Raw genomic sequence first — 22587 nt, forward strand, 5'->3', positions numbered from 1 at the left:
ATTTGTTATAATTTGGAACAGCAAATATACTAAAAATGTTCTAATCTGTACTAATTTTGTTTCATACAAAAACAAAAGGAAAAAATGGCACGGGCAATTGTACATATGGATTTGGATACCTTTTTTGTATCCTGTGAAAGACGCACCAACTCAGAACTCAATGGAATTCCGCTTATTATAGGCGGTGGAGAACGTGGTGTTGTAGCCTCTTGTTCGTATGAAGCTCGAAAATATGGAGTGCGTTCTGCTATGCCGATTCGTATGGCATTAAAACTTTGTCCAGACGCAAAAGTGATGAAAGGTGACATGGAATTATATTCACAATTATCTCACGATGTTACCGAGATTCTTCAGGAAAAAGCTCCTGTTCTGGAAAAAGCCAGTGTCGACGAATTCTATTTGGATATTACCGGAATGGATAAATTTCACGGAAGTTATAAATGGACGAATGAACTCGCGCAAAAGGTAATTAAGGAAACTGGGCTTCCTATTAGTTTTTCGTTATCTATTAATAAAACCGTTTCGAAAATTGCTACTGGGGAAGGCAAACCAAAAGGAAATCTTGAAATTCCAGAACAACAAGTACAAGACTTTTTAAATCCGCTTTCGATTCAGAAAATTCCAATGGTTGGAGCGGTGACTTTCCAGCTTTTGTCGCGAATTGGCGTTCGTAAAATCCAGACTTTGGCCGAAATGCCTGCTGAGGTTTTACAGCAAATGATCGGTAAAAATGGTTTGGAACTTTGGAAAAAAGCCAACGGAATTGATCATACCCCTGTAGAACCTTACAGCGAAAGAAAATCTATTTCGACAGAACATACTTTTTCTCAAGACACAATTGACATTGACAAACTCAAAAGAGTGCTTCTTGGGATGGTCGAAAAACTAGCTTTTCAGCTTCGATCAGAACAATGGCTAACTTCAACCGTTACGGTCAAAATACGTTATGCCAATTTTGATACCGAAACCAAACAATGCCGAGTGGCTTACACCTCTGCCGACCATGTTTTAACCAAAAACGTAATAGAACTTTTTGAAAAAGTGTATCAACGTCGTATGCGTCTGCGTTTGATTGGCGTTCGCTTTAGCGGATTGGTACGCGGAACGTATCAAATTGACCTTTTTGAAGATACTCAGGAAATGCTTGCGCTTTATGCCGCTATGGATAAAATGAAAAGCCGTTATGGTTTTGATGCCGTAATGCGCTGTGCTGGAGCCCATTTTAAACCAAACACTAAAGACGAAATCTTAAAACGTATCAAATAATGTATCTTAATTGCCATTCATATCATTCATTACGTTACGGCACGATTCCGCTTAAGGAATTGATTGCCGAAGCTGTTTCGTGCGGTATAAAAGCAATGGCATTAACGGATATTAATACTGTTACTGGAATTTATGATTTTATAAAAGCATGTCAGGAAAAAGAAATTAAACCTTTGGTGGGAATGGAATTTCGATGCAATCATGAATTCCGATATATTGGTCTGGCTAAAAATGCAGAAGGCTTGGCAGAAATGAACCGTTTTTTAACGAATCATAATTTCAGCGGAGAAACTCTGCCTTTTCGAGCTCCGAAGTTTGACTCGTCTTTTGTGATTTATACTTTAGAAAATGCTCCCGAAACACTGTTTGAAAATGAATTTATTGGAGTCCGTCCCGAAGAAGTTTCAAGTCTGCTGACATCAAAACATAAAAATAAAATCTCCAAAATGGTAATTTTGCAACCTGTAACTTTTAGAACTAAAAAAGAATACAATCTGCATAAAGTGCTTCGGGCTATTGACACGAATATTATTTTATCGAAACTTACAGAAGCTGATTACTGTAAAGCTTCTGATCTGATGAAGCCCGTAGAATCTCTTCTGCCTTTTTATGAAAAATATCCTGAAATCATCTCGAATACGCAACGCATCATTGACGATTGTGATTTTCAATATGATTTTGCAGCTAAAAAGAATAAAAAATTCTATACTGAAAACCGTCAAAAAGATTTAGAAAAATTGACAGATTTAGCTTGGGAAGGATTTGCAAAACGTTATGGAAATGAGAATGTTGAAGCAAAAAAACGTATAGAAAAAGAATTAAAAGTAATTGACGAATTAGAATTCAGCGGTTATTTTTTAATTACTTGGGATATTATTCAGTATAGCAACAGTATGGGTTTTATGCACATTGGTCGCGGAAGCGGTGCCAACAGCATCATCGCCTATTGTCTCGGAATTACCGATATCTGCCCTATCGAACTGGATTTATATTTTGAACGTTTTTTAAATCTAAACCGCAAAACACCGCCTGATTTTGACATTGATTGGAGCTGGCAGGAACGCAATGTAATTTTAGAGTATATATTTAAAAAATATGGCAAAGATCATGTTGCTTTTTGCGGCACAAACGTCGAGTTTAAATACCGTTCTATTTTTAGGGAAGTGGGAAAAGTTTTTGGTCTTCCTAAAGAAGAATTAGATCTTTTGGCAAAAAATCCAGAAGAACTTCATCCAACCAATAAAATTGTAAAATTGGTTCAGGAATACGGACAAATGATGGGAAAATATCCAAATCAACGAAGCATGCATGCGTGTGGAATTTTGATTTCTGAAGACCCAATTACCAATTACACGCCTCTGGAAATGCCTCCAAAAGGTTTCCCAATCGTACTTTTTGATATGCATATTGCCGAAGAAATTGGTTTCGACAAATTTGATATTCTAAGTCAGCGCGGTATTGGCCATATTGACGACAGTGTAAAACTGATTGCCAAAAACCGAGGCATAAAAGTTAATATTCGTGATACTTCGATTTCTAAAGACGAAGCCGTTTGCAATTCGTATTTAGCAAAAGGACATACGATTGGCTGTTTTTATATCGAAAGTCCTGCGATGCGCGGATTATTACGCCGATTGAATTGTGACAATTATAAAATTCTCGTCGCGGCATCGTCTATTATCCGTCCTGGAGTTGCACAATCGGGAATGATGAAAGAATATATTTTCCGTCATAATAACCCCAATCAGTTTGAATATTTTCATGAGGTCTTCAAAGAGCATCTTGGCGAAACGTATGGGATAATGGTATATCAGGAAGATGTGATTAAAATTGCTCAGCATTACGGCGGACTTCCCGCTCCAGACGGAGATATTCTGCGTCGTGCCATGTCGGGAAAAGGAAGGTCTCTGGAAGCATTGCAAAAAGTAAAAGATAATTTCTTTGCCAGCTGTGCTCAAAAAGGACATCCGTTGGCATTGAGTCAGGAAATCTATCGCCAGATCGAGTCGTTTGCGGGATATTCCTTCTGCAAAGCGCACTCGGCTTCTTATGCAGTTGAAAGTTATCAGAGTTTATACTTGAAAGTGAATTTTCCTGTCGAATTTATGACTGCGGTAATCAACAATCAAGGCGGATTTTACAGAACTGAAGTTTATGTGCACGAAGCGCGAATGTCTGGCGGAACTGTTCATAATCCGTGTGTGAACAAAAGTGAATATCAGACTACTTTGTACGGCACTGATATTTATCTTGGTTTTATGCATTTGCAGAGTTTAGAATCTAAAATTGCACATTTAATCGAATCCGAAAGAGAAAAAAATGGCGAATATCTTTCTTTGGAAGATTTCATCAATCGCATTCCAATAGGCATTGAAGGTGTTAAAGTTCTTATTTTCATTGGCGCTTTCCGTTTTACAGGAAAAACAAAAAATCAGCTTTTGATAAGCGCAAGTTTGCTTCTAAACAATTTTAAACCCGAAAATAGAAATCTAAAGCTTTTACAGGAACCTGTCAAAGAATATAAACTTCCAACATTGGAGCGCTCTATTTTTGAAGATGCTTTTGATGAAATTGAACTTTTGAGTTTCCCAGTTTCTTGCACTGTTTTTGATCTTTTACAAACCAAACACCGCGGAGATATTATGGCAAAAGATTTAGTGAAATATCATAAAAAACAGGTTAGAATGCTCGCTTATCTCATTTCCAGAAAACACGTTCCAACCAAAAAAGGAACCATGTATTTCGGAACTTGGATTGATCACGAAGGCACTTACTTTGATACAGCTCATTTTCCTGATAGTTTAGAAAAATATCCTTTTCAAGGCGGAGGCTGTTATCTTTTGTTAGGAAATGTTGAGGTTGATTACCACTTCCCTACCATTACGATTATCAAAATGGCAAAAATGCCTTTTATTCCAGATCCGCGTTACATGGACGCTAAAGATCAATATAAAACACAAAATCAGATTAAAGAAGATGTCAGCATGACGCATCGAGCGCCTTATCCGTCAGAACACGAAATCAATATGCCGAGACATCGAATGAAGTTTAATTCTTAGTGATGAAAATTGCTCGCGAAGACACAAAGTTTTCTTTTTAAGTTTTTTTAAAATAAAAATTTTGCGTCTCTGCGACTTTGCGAGAAAAAAACTAAACAACAGAAATAGAACATTTTACGTTATATACAAATGAAGAATCAGGAATATGCTATAGTCGATATTGAAACCACAGGCGGAAATGCCAGTGGCAGCCGCATTACAGAAATTGCGATCATTATTCATGATGGTAAAAATGTATTAGATCGTTACGAAACCCTTGTAAATCCTGAACAGGACATTCCTCCTTCTATCTTTGGATTAACGGGTATTAATAACGAAATGGTCGCCAATGCGCCAATCTTTGATGATATTTCAGAGAAGGTTTTAGAAATGCTTACTGATCGTGTTTTTGTTGCGCATAACGTTAACTTTGATTATTCGTTTGTGCATCATCAACTGGAACAGGCTGGTTTTAAATGGTCTGCCAAAAAACTTTGTACCGTTCGCGCTGCTAGAAAAATCAAGCCAGGTTTAGGCTCTTATAGTTTAGGAAACCTTTGTAATTCTTTAAATATCAATTTAGAAAACCGGCACCGTGCCGGCGGGGATGCAGATGCTACTGCTTTATTGTTTTCACTTTTACTAGAATGGGATGATGCTGGAGAAATTGAAAAAATGATTAAGAAAACGGCACACGATCAGCGTCTGCCTCCAAATTTACCACAAGAAGATTTTAATAGTTTGCCTGATAAACCTGGAGTATATTATTTTTATAATCAGGCGAAAAAAGTAATTTATGTTGGAAAGGCAGTTAATCTGAAAAAACGTGTTACTTCACATTTTACAGGAAATAATATCAAACCTCAAAGACAGCATTTTTTAAGAGATATTCATGGAATTTCTTTTGAAGTCTGTGCCACTGAACTCATGGCGCTTCTTTTGGAATGTACCGAAATCAAAAAACTTTGGCCAACTTATAATAGAGCTTTAAAACGTTTTGAAGCCAAATTTGGCATTTACCAATATGAAGCTCGAAATGGTTATAAATATCTGGCAATCGGAAAACTGAGTAAATTTCAAACTTGTATTCATGAATTTAATAATCAACATACTGGAATTCATTTATTGAGAAGCTTGGCGGAACAATTTCAAATTGACCACCGTTTTTGCAAATATTCGAGACCAGAAGAAGGCGAGTTTTTTTATACGCCAGAAATAAAAGAACTGCCAGATCCTGTACTTCATAACGAGCAAGTGGATAATGCAATTGCTTTTTTATTAAATAACAGACCGAGTTTTGCCATAATCGACAAAGGAAGATCTGCAGATGAACGAAGCTGTATCTGGATCGAAAATGGCCGTTTCTACGGAATGGGATATATTTCAAGAGATGTGGCAATCAACGATTCTGATGAAGTAAAAAGTTACGTCACACCTTACAAAAGCAATCAATATATTGACCAGTTGATTTTTGCTTACGCCGAAAAATATCCTCGTAAAGTATTCTTTAACAAACACTTTGTAAAATAAAGTTCCGAAAAGCCGTAAATTTAAGATTAGAACTAATTGAAAATCTACTATGAAAATAGCCACTTATAACGTAAACGGAGTTAACGGGAGATTAAATGTTTTGTTACGCTGGCTTGAAGAAGCCACTCCTGATATTGTATGCTTACAGGAATTAAAAGCACCGCAGGATAAATTTCCGTTTAAAGCCATTAATGATGCAGGTTACAACGCTATCTGGCACGGACAAAAACAATGGAACGGCGTTGCCATTCTTGCGCGGAATATGGAAATTGAAGAAATAACCAGGGCATTGCCAGGCGATGAGGAAGATGTCCAGAGCCGTTATATCGAAGCTTTGATTAACGGAATTGTAATTGCGTGTCTTTATCTTCCAAATGGAAATCCTTATCCAGGTCCAAAATTTGAATACAAATTGAAATGGTTTAATCGTCTAGCGCATCGTGCCGAAACTTTATTGAAATTAAAAGTTCCTGTAATATTGGTTGGCGATTATAATGTAATGCCAACAGAACTGGACGTTTATAAACCTGAAAAATGGGTCAATGATGCCCTTTTTAGAAGGGAAATCCGTGATGCATTTGCAACTATTGTTTCTCAAGGATGGACAGATGCCATTCGAAAATTATATCCTAATGAGAAAATTTATACGTTTTGGGATTATTTCAGAAATGCGTATCAGCGTGATGCGGGTTTGCGAATTGATCACTTTTTATTAAGTCCGCAAATAGCAAAAAAATTGAGTGCTGGCGGCGTTGACCGTCATGTGCGAGGCTGGGAAAAAACCAGCGATCACGCTCCTGTGTGGATTGAAATTGACAAAATATAATTGGAAAATGACACTATTTAACGACACCGAATTGTTTACAACTGGTTTGGGAGGAAAAAAAATATTTGACATCCCAGATTCTGAACTGATTTTAATCGATGACTTTTTTTCAAAAGAAGAGTCTGATATTTTTTATGAAAGAATTCTTCGCAAGACCAAATGGAGAGAACATCAAATGGAAATTTACGATAAAACCTATACTGTTCCTAGAATGATTGCCTGGTACGAAGATAAAGATAATGTTGGAGCAGACCCAAAAGGGCCAGATTGGACTTATGAATTATTAAAAATTAGAGGCCGCGTTGAAAAAGAAACACAGCTAGATTTTAATACTGTTTTGCTTAATTTATATCGAGATGGAAATGATGGCGTAGGATGGCATAGCGACAAGGAACATAATACAGGGCCAAATCCGATTATTGCTTCGGTTACTTTTGGAGAGACTCGAATGTTTAAACTCCGTCATAAATACAGGAAAGAGATTCCAACAATTGAGATTCCGTTGCATCACGGCTCTTTTTTATTAATGGCAGGAACAACTAATAGTTATTGGCAGCATCAAGTTCCAAAAACAGCTCGTGATGTTTTGCCAAGGATCAATCTTACCTTTAGAAGAACCAATCGAAATCTTTGATTTTTATAGAATTGAATTCTTAAAAAGTAGCATTTTTTAGCTAAAACGAAGTAGGATATTCCTTCTTTAAAAAGTTAAAACATGCACTGTATGAACGTTTTATTAGGCAAAACCTATCTTTTTTACTATTTTTGCAACCTTTTTTAAAATACAATACCGTAATGGCTTATTCGAACAATGATTTAGCGCGTTTCTTAGACGCACAGAACAAACTTTATCTTACCGCTCTTTCTGAAATCAGCAAAGGGAAAAAAGAAACGCACTGGATGTGGTTCATTTTTCCGCAAATAAAAGGTTTAGGAAAAAGCGATACTGCAAATCTTTATGCCATTAATGATTTAAAAGAAGCTTCAGATTATTTGGAGCATCCGATTTTAGGAAAACATTTAATTGAAATTTCAGAATTATTATTAACCTTTAAAATGAAATCGGCTGATGGAATTTTTGGAGACTTAGATGCTCGAAAATTGCGTTCTTGCATGACTTTATTTTCTTTGATAGAAAATGCAAATCCGATATTTCAGGAAATTCTGGAGGCTTTCTTTTCTGGAGAAAAAGATCCACTTACTTTGTCTATTATTAATTCAACTATAAAATCTGTTGATGAACCTGTTACATTATAATAAGAGTTCACAACGATTATTTACATTTAAAAGACACTAATTTTAGTGTCTTTTTTTGTTTGCAACTATATCATTTACTAAAATCAAGATCTTAATTTGTTTATTTAAAGATAATTAGCATTAACTTGCATAATCAACCTCAAATCTAAACCAAATTATGAATGAAAAAATCAAAACTTTACAAATCATCCATCTTGGCATTTGTGCAGGAACAATTATCGCGTATTTCATTGTAGGAGATATTTCATTAGAAACACTAAACATTCCTGCTATTGATTCGAATTCAATATTATATCTTGTTATTCCTGTTCTTGCCTTTGTTTTGAGCAGTATATTATTTAAGGCTCAATTAAAACAGATTGACCCGAAACTAAAACTTGAAGACAAATTGCCTGTTTACCAAGCTGCTTCTATCATGCGATGGGCAGTTCTAGAAGGTGCCGCCTTTTTAATACTATTCATAAAACCCGAATTTATCCTATTCGGAATACTTCTCATTGCTTATCTTCTTTATCTGAGACCTACCGAGGAAAGAATTACCAATGATTTATCTAATTAGTAAATCCAAAACTTAAAATAAAAAAGCATCTTGATTTTTCAAGATGCTTTTTTATTTAGTTTTCAATTGAAATCAAATATTATTCACTTGGTTTTGTTAAATAATACACTGGAATTCCGGTTAACATAATTAATACTCCCCAGCCACAGGTTGAGAATTTTGTAATTAATAACGAAATACAAATCGCTGACGCTACAACAATATATAACATTGGTAAAAATGGATATCCAAAAGCTTTATAAGGTCTTTCTGCATCTGGCATCTTTTTTCTTAAAATGAAAATTCCGTAGATGGTCAGAATATAAAAAATCAATACGATGATAATTACAAAATCAAGCAAATCGCCATACTTCCCTGTCAAACACAAAGCCGAAGCCCAAATACACTGTGCCCAAAGTGCCCAAGCAGGAACGCTTGAACTGTTTAAAACTGCCGCTTTTTTGAAAAATAAACCGTCTTTTGCCATCGTATAATACACTCTCGCACCCGCCATAATTAGTCCGTTATTACAGGCAAAAGTCGAAATCATAATCATAATGGCGATAATCAAGGCTCCAATATTTCCAAAAATATAATCAGAGGCCACAACTGCAACACGGTCAAATTTTGCTGTAGCGATTTCATCAAACGGAACTACTGCCAAATACATAAGATTTGTCACAACATATAGACAGGTCACAATAAAAGTTCCTAGAAACAAACTAAGACCAACATTTCGTTTAGGATTTTTAATTTCACCCGCGATAAAAGTCACACCATTCCAAGCATCACTAGAGAATAATGATCCGACCATTGCCGCCGAAATTCCAGAAATCAAAGCAGTTCCACTAATTGGCAACCATGATCCGCTTTCTTTATCAAATGTTTTTGTGCTCCATCCGTCTGCCCAATTTGCATCCCAAACAGAAGCTTTCGCGGCAAGCGTTAATCCGAAAATAACTAATCCCAGAAGTGATAAAATTTTAATTATTGTTAAAACGGTTTGTAGAATTTTTCCGTTTTTTACTCCACGGCTATTAATGAAAGTCAGAATGATAATGGTTAAAATCGAAACTAGCTGAGCAGCATTCAGTTTAAAAGCTCCCAGTTCGTAAAGAATATTTTCATCGCTTAACGGTTCATACAAATAAGCTGCAAATTTAGAAAAAGCCACTCCTACAGCCGCAATAGTTCCAGTTTGAATAACTGCGAAAAAACTCCAGCCATACAAAAAGGCGATCAGCTTGTTATATGCTTCTTTCAGATAAACATACTGTCCTCCTGCTTTTGGAAACATCGCACTCAATTCGCCATAGCTAACTGCTGCGACAACTGTAATAAAGCCTGACAAAAGCCAGATTAAGGTAAGCCATCCCGCCGAACCTACTTGTCTGGCGATATCGGCACTTACAATAAATATCCCAGATCCGATCATAGAGCCAACCACAAGCATGGTTCCGTCTAAGAGTCCGAGTTCTCTTTTAAAATGTTCTTGGTCGTTTTCTTGCATTTTTATTGGTTTAGGTTGGCTAAAGATATACTTTTTTTGGAAATCTTAATCTCCACTGATAATTTTAAAAAAAGAGAAAAAATATATAAGAAAACTTACTCCCTTACGGTTTTCCGTAATGTTATAATATTTAATTTACATAAATTTGAATGTAGCGAAAGTATCTCTTGGCAAACTATTCGACAGTTACATACAGAATAGAAACTTGTCAAATAATAAGTTTCAGAAATTTAACCTAACGTTTCAATAATAATTTCAGGTGCTTTGATATAACTGCAAATAAATCAATTGAGCGGATTGTAAAATCTAAAGTTAAAATCTGAAAGGCGGAACAAACTAACCCAAATCTAGTACCTAAAGTTTTCGTCTTTAAAGGCTATTATGCCGCAAAAGGGAAATAAAAATCATGAAAAATTTAAACAATTATTTGCGTATTAATTTTCTACTAGTAATTCTCGGTATAATCTTGTTTTCTTGCTCTAATGAGGAAACCCTAACTCCAAACAACAGCAATCTCGAAAATAAAACATCAACTATCTCAAACAAAACAGGCAAAACAGCAGCGGTTGCTTCAGGTGCAATTACATGCTATATTTCTGGATCAAGTGTATTTAATGTAAACACAAATAATGCATATTCAGTTGTAAATCCAAATTCATCTGCTACTTATCAGTATAATAGTAGCACTTCTGTAAACTCGATAACTTGGAGCATTGTAGCTGGAAGTGTTGTTCCCGCAGGAAGTCTATCAATTACAGGAAATGGTGTGGCGGCAACAATTACAACATCTTCAACTTTCAGCAGCGGTAGTATTCAAGCACTAGGAACTGATAGCTCAGGGCAATTATGCGGCCCAGTTATACCAATTGTAAAATCTAGCGGAAGCGGATCTTCATGTTGCACACCAATCCTTTCTGCATCATATATTTGTAGAGGAAGTGGATCAGGAAGTGCTGGAGGAGCAGTCGATATCTCTATACCTGCAGGTTGCAACATTGATTGGGCTACAATTTCTAAAATTGATGTAAGCCTTTCTAATGGCACAAGGTTCACAACAACTTCTCCTAGCAGTTTATACAACCAAAGTCAAGGGACTTTAATAGCTCCATATAATCTAAATAATAATAAAATTCGTTTATCTTTTACTAATTCAGAATGTATGCCTGACATTGCATGTACTGCTACATTTTATTTTAGTAATGGCTGTCCTACAGTAACTGCAACTGTAGTTACCTTAGGACCGCTTGAAACATCTGAATAATTTTTAATTTATAAAGTTTGAAAAACTGCAAAATATTTTTGCAGTTTTTTTTTACCTACTTGAATGCCACCAACGAGGAAGCAAAATATTAACTTAAAAAGATAAAGTAGTCACCGAAACTATCATGAAACTACATTTGCCTTTTGTTTTGATGCATTAGAATTTTTCATTAATTTTAAATAAAAACAGCATCATGACTTGGGATCCAAAAAAATACAACGAATTTAAAGAAGAACGTTCTAAACCTTTTGATGATCTAACAAGTCATATAGTTGATAAATCCAATCTAAAAGTTATAGATCTTGGATGCGGAACGGGTGAACTTACCCAAAAATTACATCAAAAGCTTACCAATCCTTTTATTCTTGGCATTGACAATTCTGCCGAAATGCTGGCAAAAGCTCCAGTACAGGAAAATCTTCAATTTAAAGAAAAAACAATTTTTGAACAGATTGAAGATGAAACCAAATGGGATTTAATTTTCTCAAACGCTGCATTGCAATGGATTGATAATCATAACAAACTTTTTCCAAAAATTATATCCCGCATAAATCCAGGCGGACAACTGGCTGTCCAAATGCCACAACAAAATGAAAACATTTTGAACAAAATACTTTTACAATTGGTTCAAGAAGAACCTTTTGCTTCTTACCTCAAAAATTGGACGCGTCCTTCTCCCGTATTGACTTTAGATGAATATGCTAAAATATTATTTGAAAATGACGGTAAAGATTTAGCGCTTTATGAGAAGGTTTACCCTATAATTTCTAATAAAAAAGACGACTTTTTTAACTTCATTTCAGGATCTGCTCTAACAGTTTATCAAGAAAGATTGGGAGAAAATGAATTTGCATCATTAACAGCCGAATTCAAAAAAAGAATAGATGCGTATTTTCCTGTCGTACCTTCTATCTATGCGTTTAGAAGATTAATTATTTATGCTAAATTTTAATTAATCTATTAGATAAAGCCAATCTTCAATCTTAAACAAAATTATTCAAAACAGAAATTTTATTGTTTTTACATTATTTTTTTTACTAAAATTATAAGATAAATTTTATTATATTTGAGAGAATCATTACAACAGCATTTATAGATAGCAAAATACATTAACAAGTGTTTAATGAGTATGAATTGATTTTTCCTCGTAATTATTTATTCATACTTTCAACAAAACACGCAAAAGGCGCATTTTTATTAACCTACTAATTTTAGATTATGTCCAAATTGCAAGCTTTAAAAAATTTTCGCTTCCCAAATGTTTTCATTCTTATTTTAGTAGTTTTCATTTCGTGTGCATTATTAATCTGCATCAATTTTTTCACTATCAAAATCTTATCAGCCAATAGAGCATATGTAAATGGAGAATCACATTATTCAAAAGGACAAAAAGATGCGTCTAGACATTTAATTACCTATTTATTTACTAAAAACCCCGCACAATGGAAATTGTACCTCGAAGAATTAAAGGTACCTCAAGGAGATGGTATTGCAAGAGTTACACTCTTAAAAGCGGGAGATAATAAAATCGCCAGAAAAGGTTTTTTGACTGGCCGAAATAATGAAAATGATTTAGACGATATTATATGGCTATTTGAGAACTTTAAGAATGTTAGCTTTTTATCTAAAGCCATAAATGAATGGGGACAAGGAGATCAGCTAATTTTTGAATTATTTGTTATTGGCCAGCAAATCAACGCCAAAATCAAACATAATATCTTGACCACTGAGGATCAGAAGAAATATTTAAAAAAAATAAGTTCGATAAGCGATCGATTAACGGTTAATGAACGTAATTTTTCAAACACATTGGGAGAGGGAACTCGAAAAATAAAGGATTTACTAATTATTACAAATATCTTTTTCATTTTGGTTATAATCTGCAGCGTTTGTCTTTATTATTCTATAATGGTCAAAAGATTATTGGTTTCAAAAAAAGAGACCGAAGTAAAAAACGAAAATCTTATAATCGTAAATCAAGAATTGGACCGATTTGTTTATAGTGCATCACACGATTTGAGATCTCCAATTACTTCATTAAAAGGTCTTATCGAAATAACAGCATTAGAAGATGATGTGCAACAGGTTCGAAATTATTTGCAAATGATGCATCAAAGCCTTGCAAGGCAAGATCAGTTTATTAGTGATATTATTGATTACTCCAAAAACAAAAGAAAACAAATAATCATGGAGCCTGTAAACCTGAAAGAACTATGCAATGAAGCCATTCTGCAATTAATGCATATTGAAAATGCAAACAGAATTAAATTCACGCAAGAGCTTTTGGTCGATAATATTGAAAGTGATGGACTTCGTTTAAAAATTATCATCAACAACCTGCTTTCTAATGCTATTAAGTATGCAGATTGCAATAAGCCAGAAATGTTTATTACGATAAAAACCTATTTTAGTGAAGGTCTAAATAAACTTGAAGTGACAGATAATGGAATCGGAATTCATGACGATTACAAATCTAAAATTTTTGATATGTATTTTGGAACAAACAAAAATAAAGGTTCTGGATTAGGCTTATATATTGTGAAAGAAGCCATTGAAAATATTAAAGGCGATATTTCTGTTTTTTCAGAAAATAATGTCGGAAGTAAATTTATAGTAACAATACCAAATTCGTATGCCGTATAAATCTCAATTTATAATTATAGAAGACAATCTGATTGATCAATTTGTCACAAAAAAGCTATTGAAAAAAGGACTGGATATCAATCCTGTTTATATTGCCAACAACGGAAAAGAAGGCATGAACTGGATTCTAAAAAATCAGAATCTAAATCCATTGATTATTCTTTTAGACATTCAAATGCCTATTATGAATGGTTTTGAATTTTTAGAAGAATTTGACAGGCTTCCAAAAGATGTAAAAGAAAAAATCGAAATCTTTGTGCTTTCTTCTACTTTAGATAGTGAAGAAATCAGAAAGGTCAAAGAAAACAAGTACGTAACTGATTTCTGGAACAAACCTTTTAAATTAGAAACACTGAGAAATACTTTTCTTCAGATTTAATTTAAAACACGATTTACTTGAGAAAAGGCTCTTGTATAATATGGTTCTTTTGTAGAAGAAATCATCACACCGCCATGAGTAGATGAATGTACAAATTTAATCTCACCGTCAATATTTTCAACAACCATACCTACATGATTGATATGGCGTCTACCATTGGTTCGAAAGAAAATTAAATCGCCTTTTTGAGCCTCCTCCGAAGCTACTTTTGTTCCTATTCGAGATTGTTCTATTGAGCTTCTCGGCAGTTTAATATCAAAATTGCCAAAAGTGCAAAACATTAATCCTGAACAGTCAAAACCTGCTTTTGTTGTCCCGCCTGATCTATATCTAATACCTATATTCTCAGTTGCGCTAGCTATAAGCTGATCAATTAATTCAGAATTATTTCCTGTTCTGACAAACGCAGAATCTTTTTTTATTTCTGGCGCTGTTCCTGCTATTTCACTAGATGAAGCATCTGTCTGCACAGTAGTTTCTTGCGAAGTTTTTGCAGCCTGAATTGCATCTGCTTTTTCTTTCGGAACACGAATTTTCAACAAATATCCAACAGGTACTTTTCCTTTAATTGACGGATTCTGACGCTCTAATTCTGCGACTGTAATGCCGTATTCTTTAGAAATACCATATTTTGTTTCTTTAGGCCTAACTTCTCTTATAAGCTCTACCTCTGTTGAAACTACTTCTGAATTAACTGGAGCCTCACTTGATGAACTAATATTTGACGCGACGTTATTTGAGGGAATATTTATTTGCTGACCTATTTTTAAGCCTTCGTTTTCCAGAGATGGATTTGCTTTCTTTAAATCATCAACAGAGACATTATATTTTTTAGAAATTCCCCAGAGTGTCTCTTTTGCAGCTACTTCATGAGTGCCGGAAGCAGAAATAGAAGGAGTATCATTTGCCGCAACTTCAACATTTTTTGTTTTTGTCTTTGCAGTGGCTTTATTTTTATTTGGAATTAAAAGAATTGAATTTAGTTTTAATATTTTAGGAGCATTCGGATTTGCATCTGTAATGTCTTTTACCTTTACACCGTATTTCTTAGCAATAACAGAAAGATTATCTCCTTGTGAAATTTTGTGCTTAATAAAATTATCCTGCGCAAAGGCTCCAACACTGAAAAAAAACAATACTATTATTAACCGATAAACCATATTCTATTATTAAGTTTTTACACTTTTTTTATATTATACATTAATCTCAACTCAAAAAAAACAAATATATTGCCTAAAAAGCGAATTTAACTTTTTAAAGTAAAAAAACCTGTATTTTTAACAATTATTTTACCTCAAATTAACAGCCTCGGCATAGAAATTGAGCCAACTTTTTGAAATGCAGTTTTTTACATTTGAGGCAATTTTTTAAAAGTTTTTTTTATGCTAAAACCAAAAGAAATGGCAAAAACAATCCTCTTGTTTTTAGTCTTTATTCCTTTCTTTTCTATTTCGCAGAATATAAATGGCGAAGTAATCTCAAAAAAAGACAGCCTTCCTATTGACAATATTAATGTCTTCGCACTATCAAGCAAAGTGGGAACTACAACAGATCGCAACGGAAAATTCTCTTTAAAGCTGCTTTTCCAATTTAAAGATGATGAAATTTTAGAATTCACTCATATTGGATTTACCACTATAAAAATAAATCTGAAAGATTTAAAAAAATCAAATTTCAGGATTTTTATGACTAATGAAGTAGAAGATTTATCTGAATTGAAGATTACTGCCAATTATCAGCTTAAATTAAAACCAAAGCTAGATTTTAACAAATTAAACCCTTTAAAATATCCAATCTTCTCTTTTGGCTCATTTTTAAATGATGGCAAAATTTATGTCATTGGCGGAAACGGATCGAATGAAGCTGACTCATGGAAGAAAGTTGCTGCAGAAAAACCCGATCCCACTTTAAAAGATTTTCAAAATGAATTAAGCAGAAATTCGACTTTTCTGTTTTATAAAGGAGACTTTTGCACTTATGACATTTCAAATGACAACTGGGAAATTACACCTGTAAAGTTTATTAAAAGAGCACACCACAATATACATTTATATAATAACTCAGTTTACGTTTTAGGCGGGAAAAGAATTTCTGCAAATGGAAAGTTTGAGTATTTACAAGATCAGATCGAAGTGCTAAGCCTTGCCGGCCAAACCATAACAGTTGACAATACAAATCCGCATCAAGCTGCAGATTTCGCTTCTTTTACTTATAAGGACAATATCATTATAATGGGTGGTTCTGAAAAAATGACTGAAAGCGGTAAAAAAACTTTTACCAACAAAACGCACTTATACAACATTACTTCGGGCTATTGGTACGAATTGGACAATATGCCAACAGCAAAAGAAACTACAGGAATTTTAATTGATGACAAAATATATCTTATCGGAGGAAATAACGGCCAACCTCTTTCCAAAATTGAAACTTTTAATTTGATTACTCAAAAATGGGAGACGGAAGGCGAATTATTTTCGGAATTAGAAAGACCTGCAATAGCCTGCCATAATGATGTTGTTTACTTTTTTGAAGACACAAAAATGTACACATATCAATTAAAAACAAGACAACTCAAAGAATACAAAATTGAATTGGGATTAAAGTTTTCTGCTATGTATTTTTACAAAGACAAATTATACATAATTGGAGGTTATACCTATAACGATTATTCTAAAACACCTTCTGCAAACACTTATAGCATTTCAATTGATGAATTCGAAACAACAAAACCAAATCGGATTAAAACTTTGGGATCAAATTCAATTAAAATTAATTAATGAATAATAAAAAAACGCCCAGTAAAAACAGAGCGTTTTTTTGATATAATTGAATACAAATATTAAGCTTTTCCTGCAGCAATCAAATTCAATGCAGAGCCAGCTACAAACCAGCCAATCTGACCTTCGTTGTAAGTATGATTTGCCAAAATAATATCTTTTGTACCATCAGCATGAACAAATTCAAGAGTTAATGGTTTTCCAGGAGCAAATTCTGTTAAATCTAAGAAGTTAATTGTATCATCCTCTTGTATCTTGTCATAATCTGCTTCGTTTGCAAACGTCAATCCTAAAAGGCCTTGTTTTTTAAGGTTAGTTTCGTGAATACGAGCAAATGATTTCACCAATACCGCTTTAACTCCTAAGAAACGAGGCTCCATAGCAGCATGCTCACGAGAAGAACCTTCTCCGTAATTATGATCTCCAACTACGATAGATGGAACTCCAGCAGCTTTGTACGCACGAGCTACCGCAGGAACAGCATCATATTGTCCCGTTAATTGATTTTTTACAGAGTTTGTTTTTTGGTTATATGCATTCACAGCACCAATCAACATATTATTAGAAATATTATCTAAATGTCCACGGAAACGCAACCATGGGCCAGCCATAGAAATATGATCGGTCGTACATTTTCCGAATGCTTTGATTAACAATTTGGCACCTGTAATATTCTTACCATCCCAAGCATCAAAAGGAGCCAATAATTGCAAACGTTCTGAAGTCGGATTAACAACAACTTGAACATTTGATCCATCTTCAGCCGGAGCTTGGAATCCTGGGTCTTCAGCATAGAAACCTTTAGCAGGAAGTTCATCTCCTGTTGGCTCTTCAAGCATTACCTCTTCACCATCTTCGTTAATTAATTTATCAGTTAATGGATTAAACCCTAAATCACCTGCAATAGCTAAAGCAGTCACCAATTCAGGAGAACCTACAAAAGCTAAAGTATTCGGGTTACCATCGGCACGTTTTGAGAAGTTACGGTTAAAAGAGTGCACAATAGTGTTTCTTTCTTCTTTTTCTGCTCCTTCTCTATCCCACATACCAATACATGGTCCGCATGCATTTGCAAATACTGTGGCGTTGATTTTATTAAAAGTATCAATAAATCCGTCTCTTTCTATTGTAGAACGCACTACCTCAGAACCTGGCGTAATAGTAAATTTCGCTTTTGTTTTTAAATTTTTAGCAGCAACTTGTTTTGCTAAAGAAGCAGCACGAGAAATATCTTCGTACGATGAGTTTGTACAAGAACCTATCAGACCATACTGAACTTGTAACGGCCAGTTATTTTTGATTGCTTCTTCTTTCATTTTAGAAATCGGAGTAGCCAAATCTGGCGTAAAAGGACCATTTAAGTGCGGCTCTAATGTAGATAAATTGATTTCAATTACTTGATCAAAATATTGCTCCGGATTAGCATATACTTCTGGATCTCCTGTTAAATAAGAAGCTATTTTATCTGCAGCATCTGCAACATCTGCTCTATTTGTAGAACGTAGGTAACGGCTCATTGAATCATCATAGCCAAAAGTTGAAGTTGTAGCTCCAATTTCAGCCCCCATGTTACAAATAGTTCCTTTACCCGTGCAAGACATTGCTTTCGCACCTTCTCCAAAATATTCTACAATTGCTCCAGTACCTCCTTTTACAGTAAGAATACCAGCAACTTTAAGAATGACATCTTTTGGAGCTGTCCAGCCAGATAATTTACCTGTTAATTTAACTCCAATCAGTTTAGGAAATTTAAGTTCCCAAGCCATTCCAGACATAACATCTACAGCATCTGCTCCACCAACACCAATAGCGACCATTCCTAACCCACCTGCATTTACAGTGTGAGAATCGGTACCAATCATCATTCCGCCTGGGAAAGCATAATTTTCAAGCACTACTTGGTGAATAATTCCAGCTCCTGGCTTCCAGAAACCGATTCCGTATTTATTAGAAACTGACGATAAGAAATCAAAAACCTCATTACTTTGAGTTTTTGCTCTTGCCAAATCGGTTGCAGCATCAACTTTTGCCTGAATCAAGTGGTCACAGTGAACTGTTGTAGGCACTGCCACTTTAGATTTACCCGCATGCATAAACTGCAATAAAGCCATTTGTGCTGTTGCATCTTGACAAGCAACACGGTCTGGTGCAAAGTCAACATAATCAATTCCTCTTCCAAACGCCTTAGTCGGATTTCCATTCCAAAGGTGATTGTATAAAATTTTCTCTGTTAAAGTAAGTGGGCGACCTACAATTTCACGCGCTTTATCAACTCGCGCTGGCATGTTTTCGTACACCTTTTTAATCATTTCGATATCAAAAGCCATAGATTTTTTTGTTTTTATTATTCTTTTTTGAACATGACAAGTTACAAAAAATAGAACAATTATTACTAAAAAAGCCCGAGTTTTACGACTCGGGCTTTTAAAATATCCTAAAAGAATGTCTAGATTACATAACTAACTGTTTGTTAGATGGAGCAAACTTCGTTAAGTTAATACCATCTACTGCGGCAGTGTACTCTTCCATTGTTGGAGTTCTACCTAAAATTGTAGAAAGAACAACAACTGGCGTAGAAGAAAGCAATGATTCTCCTTTTTTACCATCAGCATCTTCTACAACTCTTCCTTGGAATAAACGAGTAGATGTTGCCATTACTGTATCTCCCTTAGCTGCTTTTTCTTGGTTACCCATACAAAGGTTACATCCAGGACGCTCTAAGTACAACATGTTTTCGTATTCTGTACGCGCTGCCGATTTTGGAGCATTATCGTCAAATTCAAAACCTGAATATCTTTGTAAAACTTCCCAGTCACCTTCAGCTTTCAATTCATCAACGATGTTGTAAGTTGGAGGAGCAACTACAAGAGGAGCATTAAATTCTACTTTTCCTTGTTGCGCTTCAACATTTTTCAACATTTGAGCTAAAATTTTCATATCTCCTTTGTGAACCATACAAGAACCAATAAATCCAAGATCTACTTTTTTCTCTCCACCATAGAAAGATAATGGTCTAATAGTATCGTGAGTATAACGTTTAGAAACGTCTTTATTGTTTACATCTGGGTCAGCGATCATTGGCTCAGCAATTTGATCCAAGTCAACTACAACTTCAGCATAATATTTAGCATTTGCATCTGGAGTTAAAGCTGGTTTTTCGCCAGATTTAATTTCTGCAATTCTCTTATCTGCTTTATTGATTAATCCTTGAAGAACTTGTCTTTCGTTGTCCATTCCTTTATCAATCATGATCTGGATTCTGCCTTTAGCAATTTCCAATGATTCGATCAAAGTATCATCTTCAGAAATACAAATAGAAGCTTTTGCTTTCATCTCTGCAGTCCAGTCTGTAAATGTAAACGCTTGGTCAGCTGTAAGGGTTCCGATATGAACCTCGATAATTCTACCTTGGAATACGTTCTCACCATTGAATTTCTTAAGCATTTGAGCTTGTGTAGCGTGAACTACATCACGGAAATCCATGTATTCTTTCATATCTCCAACGAAAGTCACTTTTACAGATTCTGGAATTGGCATAGAAGCTTCTCCAGTAGCAAGAGCAAGAGCAACTGTTCCTGAGTCAGCACCAAAAGCAACACCTTTAGACATTCTTGTATGAGAGTCACCACCAATAATGATAGCCCATTCGTCTACAGTAATATCATTAAGCACTTTATGAATTACATCTGTCATTGAATGATAAACACCTTTCGGGTCACGAGCCGTGATTAGACCGAAGTTGTTCATAAATTTCATCAATTTAGGAATGTTAGCCTGAGCTTTTTTATCCCAAACAGAAGCTGTATGACAACCAGATTGGTAAGCCCCGTCAACAATTGGAGAAATAACTGTAGCAGCCATAGACTCTAACTCTTGAGCAGTCATAAGACCTGTAGTATCCTGAGAACCTACAATGTTTACCTCTACACGAACATCAGATCCAGCATGCAATACTTTTCCTGGTGCAATACCTACAGCATTTTTATTGAAGATTTTTTCTACTGCAGTTAAACCTTGTCCTTCATTAGAAATTTCTTTAGACGGAGCAAATACTGCAGGAGCTTGAATATCTAAAACTTTAGCCGCAAAAGTTTGAAGTTTTTTACCGAACACAATTGCATACGATCCTCCAGCTCTAATGAACTCTTTCTTTTGAGGAGTAAATGATCTTGAAATATCAATTAATTCTTGATCACCATTATAAAGTTTTTTTGTTTGAGTATTGATAGTCAAAACAGTTCCCGTAGCAACAGAATATGCTTGCTCAAGAATTGGCTCATTATTTTCGTTTAATACAGGTTTTCCGTCTGCATCAAGTTTTTTAACCCAGTTTTTAAGGTCAATTCCGATTCCTCCTGTTACATCTACCGTAGTAAGGAAAATTGGAGAAATACCGTTTGTTCCTCCAACAATTGGAGCAATATTTACGAATGGAACGTATGGACTAGCTTGTTTTCCTGTCCAAAGTGCAACGTTGTTTACACCTGACATACGAGAAGAACCAACTCCCATTGTTCCTTTTTCAGCAATTAACATCACGCTTGCATCTGGATGCTTAGCCTGTAAAGCTTGAATTTCTTCTTGCGCTTGAGGCGTAATCATACATTTTCCGTGAAGCTCACGATCTGAACGTGAGTGAGCCTGGTTTCCTGGAGACAATAAATCCGTAGAGATATCACCTTCTCCAGCGATATAAGTAACAACCTTAATTTCTTCAGCCACTTCTGGAAGTTTCGTGAAGAATTCGGCTTTCGCATAGCTTTCTAGAATTTCTTTAGCAATTGCATTATCATTTTTGAAAGCTTCTTTCAAACGATCTGTGTCTGCATCGTAAAGGAAAACTTGAGTTTTAAGAACATCTGCAGCTTGTTTAGCGATTGCATCATCGTTTCCTAAAGCTAAATCCAATAACACTTCAATTGAAGGTCCACCCTTCATATGTGATAATAATTCAAAAGCAAAAACTGGAGTAATTTCTTTAACTACAGATTGACCTAAAATAATTTCTTTTAGGAACTTAGCTTTTTCACCAGCAGCACTTGTAGTACCTGGTAAAGTATTGTAAATAAAAAACTTAAGAGAATCTTCGCGGTATGCGTTATCAACATCTTTAATTTGGGCAATGATTTCGCTTAATAATTCAGCTCCATCGATTGGTTTAGGGTGTAACCCTTGATTTTTTCTTTCTTCAATTTCTTGAAGGTAATCCTGATAAATACTCATAATAAAAGCGGATTTATTTTTTTGAGGCAAATTTAAGCATTAAACCCGATAATTAAAAAAAATATAATAGAACAAGGCTTTTCAAAAATTATTATTGCTAAAAAACGATTTTCACTGCTTGTTTTTGCCAAAAAATCAATTTTTAATTAAAATAATGAATTATTAATATTTAAAAATCTTTTCTTTAACAAAGTCGAAATTCGATGTTATAAAGTAAGTAAGTTTTTACCTCTGTTTTCGCTAAGAATCTTTCTAAATAAAAAATTATAACGTTATAGTTGATCTTTTTGACGTCGTTTAAACGTCATCAATCTATTTTAAATTCCAGACAAAAACAAA

At 34.7% G+C, this 22587-nt stretch carries 16 protein-coding genes; 12 read left to right on the forward strand and 4 right to left on the reverse strand.

What is annotated here, in order from left to right; translation table 11 throughout:
* Positions 1–84 precede the first annotated feature (84 nt).
* From dinB to FF52_RS15225, 7 genes are all read left to right on the forward strand, one after another.
* Positions 85–1266: a DNA polymerase IV gene (gene dinB / locus FF52_RS15195; protein WP_008466880.1), complete on the forward strand. Its 1182-nt coding sequence runs from the start codon at positions 85–87 to the stop codon at positions 1264–1266.
* Positions 1266–4325, forward strand: coding sequence for a DNA polymerase III subunit alpha (locus FF52_RS15200; RefSeq protein WP_008466881.1), 3060 nt, complete (start codon positions 1266–1268; stop codon positions 4323–4325). Before dinB ends, FF52_RS15200 begins: the two co-directional genes overlap by 1 nt.
* Before the next feature lie 129 nt (positions 4326–4454).
* On the forward strand, positions 4455–5834 hold the full coding sequence (locus tag FF52_RS15205; protein ID WP_008466882.1) for an exonuclease domain-containing protein: 1380 nt from the start codon (positions 4455–4457) through the stop codon (positions 5832–5834).
* Between the two features lie 49 nt (positions 5835–5883).
* Entirely contained in the window at positions 5884–6660 is a 777-nt protein-coding gene (gene xth, locus FF52_RS15210; protein WP_008466883.1) for an exodeoxyribonuclease III, read from the forward strand.
* 7 nt (positions 6661–6667) lie between these two features.
* Complete coding sequence (locus tag FF52_RS15215; protein WP_008466884.1) at positions 6668–7294, forward strand: alpha-ketoglutarate-dependent dioxygenase AlkB family protein; 627 nt, start codon at positions 6668–6670, stop codon at positions 7292–7294.
* Positions 7295–7455: 161 nt separating this feature from the next.
* Positions 7456–7917: a DUF1810 domain-containing protein gene (locus FF52_RS15220; RefSeq protein WP_008466885.1), complete on the forward strand. Its 462-nt coding sequence runs from the start codon at positions 7456–7458 to the stop codon at positions 7915–7917.
* A gap of 157 nt (positions 7918–8074) precedes the next feature.
* Positions 8075–8476 (forward strand): hypothetical protein, encoded by a 402-nt coding sequence (locus FF52_RS15225; protein WP_008466886.1) that lies wholly within the window; start codon positions 8075–8077, stop codon positions 8474–8476.
* 79 nt (positions 8477–8555) lie between these two features.
* Here FF52_RS15225 and FF52_RS15230 read toward each other — a convergent pair whose 3' ends face one another.
* Positions 8556–9965 (reverse strand): APC family permease, encoded by a 1410-nt coding sequence (locus FF52_RS15230; protein WP_008466888.1) that lies wholly within the window; start codon positions 9963–9965, stop codon positions 8556–8558.
* A 406-nt stretch (positions 9966–10371) separates the two neighbouring features.
* Here FF52_RS15230 and FF52_RS15235 point away from each other — a divergent pair, with 406 nt between their 5' ends.
* From FF52_RS15235 to FF52_RS15250, 4 genes are all read left to right on the forward strand, one after another.
* Positions 10372–11226, forward strand: coding sequence for a hypothetical protein (locus FF52_RS15235; protein WP_008466890.1), 855 nt, complete (start codon positions 10372–10374; stop codon positions 11224–11226).
* Positions 11227–11419: 193 nt separating this feature from the next.
* A complete protein-coding gene (locus FF52_RS15240; protein WP_008466891.1) occupies positions 11420–12178 on the forward strand; it encodes a methyltransferase domain-containing protein in 759 nt (252 codons plus the stop codon).
* A 266-nt stretch (positions 12179–12444) separates the two neighbouring features.
* Positions 12445–13869, forward strand: a complete 1425-nt coding sequence (locus FF52_RS15245) for a sensor histidine kinase (RefSeq protein ID WP_008466893.1) — start codon at positions 12445–12447, stop codon at positions 13867–13869.
* Positions 13859–14248 (forward strand): response regulator, encoded by a 390-nt coding sequence (locus tag FF52_RS15250; RefSeq protein WP_008466897.1) that lies wholly within the window; start codon positions 13859–13861, stop codon positions 14246–14248. The genes FF52_RS15245 and FF52_RS15250 overlap by 11 nt, the downstream gene beginning before the upstream one ends.
* Here the strand turns inward: FF52_RS15250 and FF52_RS15255 are convergent.
* The gene (locus FF52_RS15255) at positions 14245–15408 is read right to left on the reverse strand and encodes a C40 family peptidase (protein ID WP_008466899.1); all 1164 of its coding nucleotides are present in this window, start codon (positions 15406–15408) and stop codon (positions 14245–14247) included. The genes FF52_RS15250 and FF52_RS15255 overlap by 4 nt on opposite strands.
* Positions 15409–15648: 240 nt before the next feature.
* Between FF52_RS15255 and FF52_RS15260 the strand changes: the two genes are divergently transcribed.
* On the forward strand, positions 15649–17025 hold the full coding sequence (locus FF52_RS15260; protein WP_035691707.1) for a carboxypeptidase-like regulatory domain-containing protein: 1377 nt from the start codon (positions 15649–15651) through the stop codon (positions 17023–17025).
* Positions 17026–17087: 62 nt separating this feature from the next.
* Here the strand turns inward: FF52_RS15260 and FF52_RS15265 are convergent, their stop codons facing one another.
* A complete protein-coding gene (locus FF52_RS15265) occupies positions 17088–19352 on the reverse strand; it encodes an aconitate hydratase (RefSeq protein ID WP_008466903.1) in 2265 nt (754 codons plus the stop codon).
* Between the two features lie 124 nt (positions 19353–19476).
* Positions 19477–22248, reverse strand: coding sequence for a bifunctional aconitate hydratase 2/2-methylisocitrate dehydratase (locus FF52_RS15270; protein WP_008466906.1), 2772 nt, complete (start codon positions 22246–22248; stop codon positions 19477–19479).
* Positions 22249–22587: the final 339 nt, after the last annotated feature.

Source organism: Flavobacterium sp. F52, assembly GCF_000278705.1.
Lineage (GTDB): Bacteria > Bacteroidota > Bacteroidia > Flavobacteriales > Flavobacteriaceae > Flavobacterium > Flavobacterium anhuiense.

Coding starts and splice junctions, on each gene's coding strand:
- dinB (WP_008466880.1), top strand. CDS start 85: ATGGCACGGGCAATTGTACATATGGATTTGGATACCTTTTTTGTATCC.
- FF52_RS15200 (WP_008466881.1), top strand. CDS start 1,266: ATGTATCTTAATTGCCATTCATATCATTCATTACGTTACGGCACGATT.
- FF52_RS15205 (WP_008466882.1), top strand. CDS start 4,455: ATGAAGAATCAGGAATATGCTATAGTCGATATTGAAACCACAGGCGGA.
- xth (WP_008466883.1), top strand. CDS start 5,884: ATGAAAATAGCCACTTATAACGTAAACGGAGTTAACGGGAGATTAAAT.
- FF52_RS15215 (WP_008466884.1), top strand. CDS start 6,668: ATGACACTATTTAACGACACCGAATTGTTTACAACTGGTTTGGGAGGA.
- FF52_RS15220 (WP_008466885.1), top strand. CDS start 7,456: ATGGCTTATTCGAACAATGATTTAGCGCGTTTCTTAGACGCACAGAAC.
- FF52_RS15225 (WP_008466886.1), top strand. CDS start 8,075: ATGAATGAAAAAATCAAAACTTTACAAATCATCCATCTTGGCATTTGT.
- FF52_RS15230 (WP_008466888.1), bottom strand. CDS start 9,965: ATGCAAGAAAACGACCAAGAACATTTTAAAAGAGAACTCGGACTCTTA.
- FF52_RS15235 (WP_008466890.1), top strand. CDS start 10,372: ATGAAAAATTTAAACAATTATTTGCGTATTAATTTTCTACTAGTAATT.
- FF52_RS15240 (WP_008466891.1), top strand. CDS start 11,420: ATGACTTGGGATCCAAAAAAATACAACGAATTTAAAGAAGAACGTTCT.
- FF52_RS15245 (WP_008466893.1), top strand. CDS start 12,445: ATGTCCAAATTGCAAGCTTTAAAAAATTTTCGCTTCCCAAATGTTTTC.
- FF52_RS15250 (WP_008466897.1), top strand. CDS start 13,859: ATGCCGTATAAATCTCAATTTATAATTATAGAAGACAATCTGATTGAT.
- FF52_RS15255 (WP_008466899.1), bottom strand. CDS start 15,408: ATGGTTTATCGGTTAATAATAGTATTGTTTTTTTTCAGTGTTGGAGCC.
- FF52_RS15260 (WP_035691707.1), top strand. CDS start 15,649: ATGGCAAAAACAATCCTCTTGTTTTTAGTCTTTATTCCTTTCTTTTCT.
- FF52_RS15265 (WP_008466903.1), bottom strand. CDS start 19,352: ATGGCTTTTGATATCGAAATGATTAAAAAGGTGTACGAAAACATGCCA.
- FF52_RS15270 (WP_008466906.1), bottom strand. CDS start 22,248: ATGAGTATTTATCAGGATTACCTTCAAGAAATTGAAGAAAGAAAAAAT.